Source organism: Polyangium fumosum (assembly GCF_005144585.1).
Lineage (GTDB): Bacteria > Myxococcota_A > Polyangia > Polyangiales > Polyangiaceae > Polyangium > Polyangium fumosum.
In genome coordinates this window covers 102,270-110,252 of the sequence record NZ_SSMQ01000007.1, presented here as the reverse complement: position 1 = coordinate 110,252, position 7,983 = coordinate 102,270, and the positions used below count along the sequence as shown (strand labels likewise).

The 7,983-nt window shown below is 69.1% G+C and carries 5 protein-coding genes; 2 read left to right on the top strand and 3 right to left on the bottom strand.

The genetic code is table 11. From position 1 onward, the window contains the following. Positions 1-79: 79 nt before the first annotated feature. Positions 80-2,134 carry a S53 family peptidase gene (locus E8A74_RS09100; RefSeq protein WP_136928559.1) on the bottom strand — a complete coding sequence of 685 codons (2,055 nt, stop codon included), beginning with the start codon at positions 2,132-2,134 and terminating at the stop codon, positions 80-82. Between the two features lie 418 nt (positions 2,135-2,552). On the opposite strand from E8A74_RS09100, the gene E8A74_RS09095 reads away from it, so the two are divergent. Both E8A74_RS09095 and E8A74_RS09090 read left to right on the top strand, forming a co-directional pair. Then, complete coding sequence (locus E8A74_RS09095) at positions 2,553-5,051, top strand: CHASE2 domain-containing protein (protein ID WP_136928558.1); 2,499 nt, start codon at positions 2,553-2,555, stop codon at positions 5,049-5,051. 94 nt (positions 5,052-5,145) lie between these two features. Then, complete coding sequence (locus E8A74_RS09090; protein ID WP_136928557.1) at positions 5,146-6,057, top strand: formylglycine-generating enzyme family protein; 912 nt, start codon at positions 5,146-5,148, stop codon at positions 6,055-6,057. A gap of 13 nt (positions 6,058-6,070) precedes the next feature. Here E8A74_RS09090 and E8A74_RS09085 read toward each other — a convergent pair whose 3' ends face one another. Continuing rightward, positions 6,071-6,793 (bottom strand): PspA/IM30 family protein, encoded by a 723-nt coding sequence (locus E8A74_RS09085; RefSeq protein ID WP_136928556.1) that lies wholly within the window; start codon positions 6,791-6,793, stop codon positions 6,071-6,073. A 183-nt stretch (positions 6,794-6,976) separates the two neighbouring features. Next, on the bottom strand, positions 6,977-7,744 hold the full coding sequence (locus E8A74_RS09080; RefSeq protein ID WP_136928555.1) for an SDR family oxidoreductase: 768 nt from the start codon (positions 7,742-7,744) through the stop codon (positions 6,977-6,979). Positions 7,745-7,983: the final 239 nt, after the last annotated feature.

Here is a 7,983-nt window from a genome sequence, read left to right as displayed (position 1 = left end):
GCTTGGGAGCTACGGCGCGAAGGAACGATGATCTTCGCGCCGGCCGGGCCGCGCTGTCGAGTTAACGCATGATCCTGGATCAGGGGAGGGTGAGCGCGAGCCCCATCGCGTTCGGCGCGCCCCATCCCGTCGGATAATCCCATCCCGTCTTGGGCAGTTTGTTGGCTGGCGTGGTGCCGTCCGGATCCGTCACGGTAATGTCGCGGAACGTCGCCTTGACGGCCGCGTTCGAGTACAGGATCGAGTTCAACCAGCCGGCCTGCGGCAGGTTGTTCGCCGCGCGGTAGTGGTTCACGACGGCCATGATCCCGCCGAAGACCGGCGACGAGAACGACGTCCCGCCGTAGCCGCTCTTCCACTCGCTGAGGTAGTAGATGAAGTAGCCCGCGTACTGCGAGGCGTGGACCGCGAGGTCCGCCGTCGCCCGGCGCGGCGGCGTCATGATCTCGACGTTCGTGACGTACGGCGTTTGCCAGTCGGGCATGAGGAACGAGAGCGAGTCGCCGCAGCCCGAGGCGTACCAGTTCGTCTCCTGCTGCAACGTTCCGTTCGCGTTCCAGAAGAGCCGCGTGCCGCCGACGGCCGTGACGTACGGGCTCACCGAGGGCGTATCGGCCTGCGCCGAGTCGCCCGTCGCGGCCATGACCGTGATGCCGAGCGCCGCCGCTTGCATCGCCGAGTCGTGGTACTGGATGCGCACGGGCGCCGGCTCGGAGTCCTCGCGGTGCGCGAACGAGTCGGTGATGATCGAGACCTCGTTGCGGCCGATCGCCTCGTTGAACGTGTAGACCATCGACGTGTTGCGCGCGTCGTGGCCTGCGTAGACCATCAGCGTCGCCCCCGGCGCGATCGCGCCGGCCCACTCGATGTCGAGCGTCGTCTCGATGTACCGCGTCGAGGGCGGCTCCATCGTGTACGTGACCACCGGATCGTCGCGGATGATCGCGAAGGACTGCCAGAACGACTGCAAATCCTTGTACCGGAACATCGCGCCGACCGTGACGCCGAGCTTCACGCCCTGGCCGCGGTAGCCCATGCCGTAGAGCTGATCGACGCCGTAGGCCTTGGCGATCTTCGCGGGCGACTGCCGGTTTGTCGGCACGCTCTGCGGCTGCACCATGATGCCGCCGCCCTCGGGCGTGAGCGGGGTCTTGTCGGCCGCGAAATCAGCGGTGATCACGCCGCCGATCCGCTGCGCCACCCAGAGCGGCACCTTGAGCGGTTCGAGCGTGCCGTACACGTCGATCGGCGGGTTGCCTTGCTGCGGGTTCTCGCGCTCGAAGACGTGCAGCGTCGTCTGGAAGACCTCGTTGAACCTCGAGACCTTGCCCTGGAACTCGATGAGCAGGCGGTTCGTCGCGACGTACGGCACCGTGAAGCCCTCGGATTCGAGCCAGAGCTTGACGAGGTGCACATCGGCCTCGGGCGGCGCGTGCTGCGCCATCCACGCGTCGGCCGTCATGTAGTCCCGGAACATCGGGTGGCCCGGGTCGTAGATGTGCGAGATCGTCTCTTGGAGGAGCGCCTTGTCCCGCATCGGGAAGGCGATCAACGAGCGGAACTCCGCGTTCGGGTTGGCCGGGCCGAGGTCCATGTAGACGCCCGGCAGCGGGTTCGGGATGCCGTCGATGCTCGTCACGGGCTCGAGCTCGGCGTCCGTGAAATCGGGGAGCGCGTCGGGCAACTCGCCCGCGTCCGGATCACCACCGCCGCCTGCGCCGCTCGACGAGCTGGACGAGCTGCTGCTGGACGAGCTGCTGGACGAACTCGACGAGCTGCTGGACGAACTCGACGAGCTGCTGGACGAGCTCGACGAGCTGCTGGTGGACGGGCCCATGCCACCGACGCCGCCTTCGCCGCCGGTACCGCCCTGGCCACCCGTGCCGCCGACGCCGCCTTGTCCGCCGACGCCGCCTTGCCCGCCGTCGCCGCCTTGTCCCCCTTGTCCGCCGATGCCGCCCTGACCGCCGATACCGCCGGCGCCGCCTTGGGCGGTCGAGCCTGCGGTGCCGCCGGGAGGTGTCTCTCCAGAGCCTCCGCTGCAGCTAGCTGCGGCGAACGCGGTGCCGTTGACAAGGGCGAGCAGCGCGAGCACCCGCGCTGTGGTGGAAGAAGGGAATCGCAAGGACAGCATGGTGGGCGATGCTCCCTCCATGCGAGGAAAAAATCCACCAATTCCGGGTGATGTGCAGCACGCGTTCCGGGCGGAACCCTACTCAAATATCCGGAAACGAAGCAATATTCGGACGCCGTCGAGAAATGGGCGCCTGGGCGATGTGCCTGGTACCATCGAGGACCGGGCCACGGTTCCGCCCACGCAACCAGGACTTTGAGGTATAAAGGCCGTGCTGCGTGAGGCCTGGAGACATCGAAGGCGAGGACTCCAGACCGCAACGAGAAAGCCCGTGGGGGCAACCTGGAGCAAGCCGGTCGATTTTCCAGGATCGAGAAAGTGCAACGATCGACGTTCCCACAGCGAGACGGGTGAGCTTTGCCGGGCATCGGTCCGGTGGCAGGAAAATTGCCGCACAAGCTGAACCCGTTACCCCTCGATGCGAAGTTTCGCCCGACGCCTGCTCGAGACCCGCAAGATACCGAAGCCGTTCCGCGCCCCGCGGCCGATGGCGTTCGAGAAGGATCGCTCGCGTCTCTCGAGCCGCGCCCGCCTCGAAGCGATGGCGATCCTGGTCGCGGGGATCACGGCCGCGATCGCGCCGCTCGGCTCCGCCGACGACGAGGCGCGTGAGCTCACCCTGCGCGCGATCGCAGGCCGGAGCCCCTCGTCGCACGTGCTCGTCGTTCATGCCTCGCCCGAGACGCTCGCCGAACGAGACTGCCTCGGCGCGCTCTCCGAGCTCGTCGTCGACGGCCACGCGCGTGGCGTGCTCCTCGTGCCGCCGCTCGACGCATTTTGTGTGAGCCGCAAACAACCGGCCGCCGAGCCGGCCGCGTCGATCCAGGCGCTCCCGCCGGGGATCGTGCGGCTCGGCGCGCACGGGACGGCCGTCGGCTTTGCGGCGCCGCCCGCGGATCGGCCGGCGCTCGCCGCGCTCGGGATCGCGGAAGCGCCGTGGATCGTGCCCGCGCCGGCCGAGAGCGTGCCCAAGGTCTCGCTCGCCGACGTCGCGGCCGGACGAACGCCGCTTTCCGTCGCCGCCGGGCGCGTGGTGATCGCCGCGCTCGACTCGCCGTTCGAACCACGCACGAGCGCCGCGGGCGCGCCCGAGATCTCGATGGGCACCCACGTGGCCTCCGCGCTGGGCGGCCTGCTCGACGGCGGAGCGAGGCGCGAGGCGCCGCGGTGGATCAGCGCGCTCGTCGCGTCGCTCTCGGTCTTGATCCTCGCCTTCGTTCGGCGGGTCGCGTCCATCAAGGCTTCGCTGATCGTGCTCGGCGTGTGCCTGCTGGCGACGGTCCTCGGGCAAGCGATCCTCGCGGCCTCGATGGTGCGGGGCCTCTTGCCGGCGGCGAGCCTCGCCTCGGGCATCCTCGCGGGCGCGATCGTCGCGCTCTCGCTCGACCTCTCCGGCTGGCGACGCGCGGTCGCGCGCACCTCGGATCTGCTTGGCCGCGAGGGCATCTTCCGCCGCGTGCAGACCGAGCCCGATTCGGTCTTCTGGCCTCGCCTCGGCCGGCTCGCGGGGCGCCTCTTCCCGGCGGACTTCGTGCTCGTCGCGGAGCTGCCGTCTTCGCAATGGCACCTCAAGTTTTGGGACGACGGCGACGTCGGCGAGCACCTCATCGGCGAGCGCCGCCGCGACGTGCGCCGCAGGCCGTACATCAACGAGCACGGCGTGGCCGCGCCGCATGTGGTGACGGATTACCTGAAGAACCCCGGCGAGCCCTCGCTGGTCGTGCCGCTCATCGCGCTCGGCGAAACGGAAGGCTACGTGTTCCTGTGCGGCCCGAAGGCCGAGGCCGCGTTCGCCAAGGTGCCCGAGCGCCTCGAACGGCTCGCGCGCGAACTCGCGCTCATCGCGCGCAGGCGCCGCCTCGGCAGCCTGGGCGAAGGCGAACCCCTCTCTGGATCGCGCCTGCTCGACGCGCCCTTGCCTCCCTCGGAGCGCCTCGTGCAGCGCGCGGACGTCGCGGCGAAGGAGATCGCCACGTTCGGCGAGGTGCTGCGCAGCTCTCCCGTCGGCCTCTTTTATGCGGACGCGCTCGGCGACGTGCGCCTCGCGAGCCGCGAGCTCAACCGCTGGCTTGGCGCGCGCGGCGTCTCGGTCCCGCCCGAGTCGGCCGACGGCGCGCTCCCGCCCGGCTCGATCCACCTGAGCCAGATCCTCGTCGCGCTCACGGGTTGCACGGCGGAGGAGGCGGCGACGAACATGGCCGAGGTGCTGCAGAGCGAGTCGGGCATCACGGGCCGCAGCCAGCCGGGCACCACGCCGGCGTTTGTCTTGACGGTCCGCGCCCTGCGGCAGAAGGCGGACGGCTTCTCCTCGATCGTCGGATACGTCGCGTCGGTCGTGGAGCAGCCCGAGGACAAACCCACGAACGTCCGCGCGCTCGCGACGGCGCCGACGCACGATCCGCTGAGCGCGTTCCCGCTCTCGGAGGTGATCGCGCAGGCGGTGGCGGGCACGGCGCGGGCGACGGCGCGGCAGGTGAAGATCGAGCCCATGCGGGGCATGGGCCACGTGATCGGGCACAGGTCCGCGCTCGAGCGGGCGCTCGAAGCGTTCATGATCGAGGCGGCGGGGCAGTCGCCGTCGGCGCAGCCGCCCGTGATCTCGGTGCGCGAGACGAGCACCGCGGTCGAGCTCTCGATCCTCGACTGGAGCCTCGGCTTTGGCCTGCCCGAATCGGCGCTGCAGCGCGTGCTCATCGCGCCGGGCGCGGCGCCGCCGGGGCTCGAGGTGCTCGGGCGGCTGATCATGTCGATCGAGGACAGCCACGGCGCCGTGCAAATTCGCAGCGAGGACGGATGGGGCCTCACGCTGGTGGTGAGCCTGCTCCGCGCCAAACCTCGGGTGAAGGTGGCGGTGGGCGAGGGGGGCGCGAGCGCGGTGGACAACGTCGTGGCGCTCGGCCGCAACACGGCGAAGTAGGACGACTCGGCGTAGGGGGCGGCCGGCACGCGCGTCCGTCCCGTCCATCGCTCCCCCATTGCAGTTCGCGGGCGACGTGTGTCATCGTCGGATCATGCGCGTCGCCGTTTCTTTCCTGCTTCTTGCTTGCCCGCTCGTGATCGCGGCTGGGTGCTTTGGTGGTGGGGGGATCGATGCTCCGCCCCCGGAGCCGAGCGGCTCGGGCGCGACGGGCGGAACCGGCGGCGCAGGTGGGGGCAGCGGCGGCGCCGGCATGGGTGGGGACGCGAGTTCGTCGTCGAGTTCGTCGGCGGGCGGCTCGGGCGGGGGTTCGGTGGCGTGCCCCGACATCCCAAAGACGCCGACCATGGTGATGGTGCAGGCTCCGAACGGGGGACCGTCTTATTGCGTCGACAGTACCGAGGTCACGAACCTCCAGTACCTCGAATGGGTGGAGACGAAGCCGACGGTGGTGCAGCCGGCGCAATGCGAGGGGAACACGACGTTTGCCCCCTCGAAGGCACCGTCGAAGGACAGCCTGCCGGTCGCGGACGTGGACTGGTGTGACGCGCTCGCGTTCTGTGCTGCGCACGGCAAGCGTCTTTGCGGCCAGATCGGCGGGGGGGCCCTGCTGTTCAACGAATCCGCCGGCAATCCTGCGAAGAGCCAATGGCACAACGCCTGTACGGGCGGGGGCGAGAAGGACCACCCCTACGGTGACGCGTACGATGCGATGGCCTGCAATGGCCAAAAATCCGAGCACGGCGACGTCGTCCCGGTCAAGAACCTGCCGACGTGCGAGGGCGGGTTCTCGGGGATCTTCGATATGAGTGGGAACGTGTGGGAGTGGGAGGATTCCTGCGACGAGACGCCCAGCGCCATGCCCGCGGAAAACCCCTGCCGGCGCCGCGGAGGCAGCTACACGAGCTCGGACCACGACATGGATTGCTCCTCCGCGAGCACGACCTTGGCGCGCGGGTATAGCAACCCGAACACCGGCTTCCGCTGCTGCGCCGACCTGCCCTGACGCCTTTCGGCGTTCAGCCGATCCGGATCTTCTTCTTCAGCGCGGCGAGCTCGTCATCGATCTCGGGGTTCGAAGGCTTGCCGTCTTTCGAGATCGTCCCGCCGCCTTCGAGCTGCGCGAACTTCGACTCGAGCTCCACGTCGGACATCCCGCCTCCGCGGAGCGCGTCGTCGAGCTCGCGGGCGGCGGCCACCTCGGCGACCTTGCCCTCGATCTTGTCTTCCATGCGTCGGAACTCGGCGAACGCGCCGCCCGAGCTGCCTCGCGCCCCGAGCCCTTCGGCTCCGCCGCCGGCCTTCGCCTGCTGGAGCTGCGAGGCGATCGTCCCTTTGCGTGCTTCGAGCTCCTGCTGCTTCTGCTCCATGCGCTCGAGCTCGCGCTTCATGTTCAGCGCGGCCGCGCGTTGCTCGGCGCGCAGCGCTTCGGCGCGGTCTCGTTCGGCGATGATGCGCTTCTTCTGCACGAGCGCCTCGCGCGCGAGCGACTCGTCACCGGCCTTCAGGGCGAGCTCGGCGCGCCGCTCCCACTTCGCCGTATCGGCGTCGATCTCGTCGACCTTCTTGCGCAGCACCTTCTCGGCCGCCACCGCCTCGACCAGCTCCTTGCGCGCCGCGCGGATCTGGTCCTTCATCTCCTCGACGATCAAATCGACCGATTTCTTCGGGTCTTCCGCCTTGTCGAGGAGCGCGTTGACGTTGCTCGAGATGACCTTGCCCATCCGGTCGAAGATGCCCATGGGGCAAAGGTGCCTCGCCTTGCGGCCGGAGTAAAGTCACCCCAACGTGGGGAGGCTCCGGTCGGCCCCCCTCGAACCCCCGAACCCCCGCGCGGCGCAGCTTCCCTTCGTTCCGCTGCTTCGCGCGCTTCGAGCGGGAGGGTGGGTTCGTAGGGTCCCGTGCCGACGCCGGACGAGAGGACCTCACCACTTCTCGATCCACGGGCGGAGATCGAGTTCGAACGTCCACGCGTCGCGCGGCTGGTTGTGGAGGTGCCAGTAGTTCTCCGCGATGTGGTCCGGGTCGAGGATGCCGCCCTCGTCCTTCTTCGCATAAAGCGCGGGCAGGTTGTCGCGGATGAAGGCGGTGTCGATCGCGCCGTCGACGATGACGTGCGCCACGTGAACGCCCCGCGGACCGAGCTCGCGCGCCATGCTTTGCGCGAGGGCGCGCAGCGCGTGTTTGGCCCCGGCGAACGCCGCGAAATTTGCGGAGCCGCGCACGCTCGCGGTCGCGCCCGTGAAGAGCATGGTCCCGCGCCCGCGCGCCACCATGCGCTTGGCCACTTCGCGCGCCGTCAGGAACCCGCCGAAGCAGGCCATCTCCCAGATCTTCATGTACTTGCGGGAGGTCTCGTCGAGGATGCTGCACGGGACGTTCGCGCCCACGTTGAAGACGTAGACCTCGATGGCTCCGATCTCCCGCTCGATGCGCTCGACCGTCGCGATGACGTCGTCCTCCTTGCGTGCGTCGCAGCCGATGGCGTGCGCGCGCCCGCCGTCCGCGGCGATGGCGTCGACGAGCGGCGAAAGCTTCTCCGCGTTGCGACGCGACACGCACGTGACGAAGCCTCCCCGCGCGAAGCGGCGCGCGATGGCGCCGCCCGTGCCGTCGCCGGCACCTACGATCCATGCAGCACGGTCGCTGCTGCAGGTCACGTCATGCTCGTCGCTCGTCGAGTTCGTGTTCATAGGATGATCATCATATGATGCACATCATCTGACTGGCAAGGTCAAGGACGACGCTCGCGCGGAGCGCCTCCACGAGAAAGCATGCAATGGGGGGCTATGCGAATGCTCGCTCGGCCATTCGCTATGTTGTGTGAAGGCTGGGAAAGGATCGGCGGAATGGAATGCCATCCCGCCCGATGATGATTGTGCCGCGATAAACGCGGGGGTCGGCCCGCTCGGAGCCTCCCCCGCCGCGACCG

Excerpts from the sequence above, each read along its gene's own strand:
- E8A74_RS09095 (WP_136928558.1), top strand. The coding sequence starts at position 2,553 with ATGCGAAGTTTCGCCCGACGCCTGCTCGAGACCCGCAAGATACCGAAG.
- E8A74_RS09085 (WP_136928556.1), bottom strand. The coding sequence starts at position 6,793 with ATGGGCATCTTCGACCGGATGGGCAAGGTCATCTCGAGCAACGTCAAC.
- E8A74_RS09100 (WP_136928559.1), bottom strand. The coding sequence starts at position 2,134 with ATGCTGTCCTTGCGATTCCCTTCTTCCACCACAGCGCGGGTGCTCGCG.
- E8A74_RS09090 (WP_136928557.1), top strand. The coding sequence starts at position 5,146 with ATGCGCGTCGCCGTTTCTTTCCTGCTTCTTGCTTGCCCGCTCGTGATC.
- E8A74_RS09080 (WP_136928555.1), bottom strand. The coding sequence starts at position 7,744 with ATGAACACGAACTCGACGAGCGACGAGCATGACGTGACCTGCAGCAGC.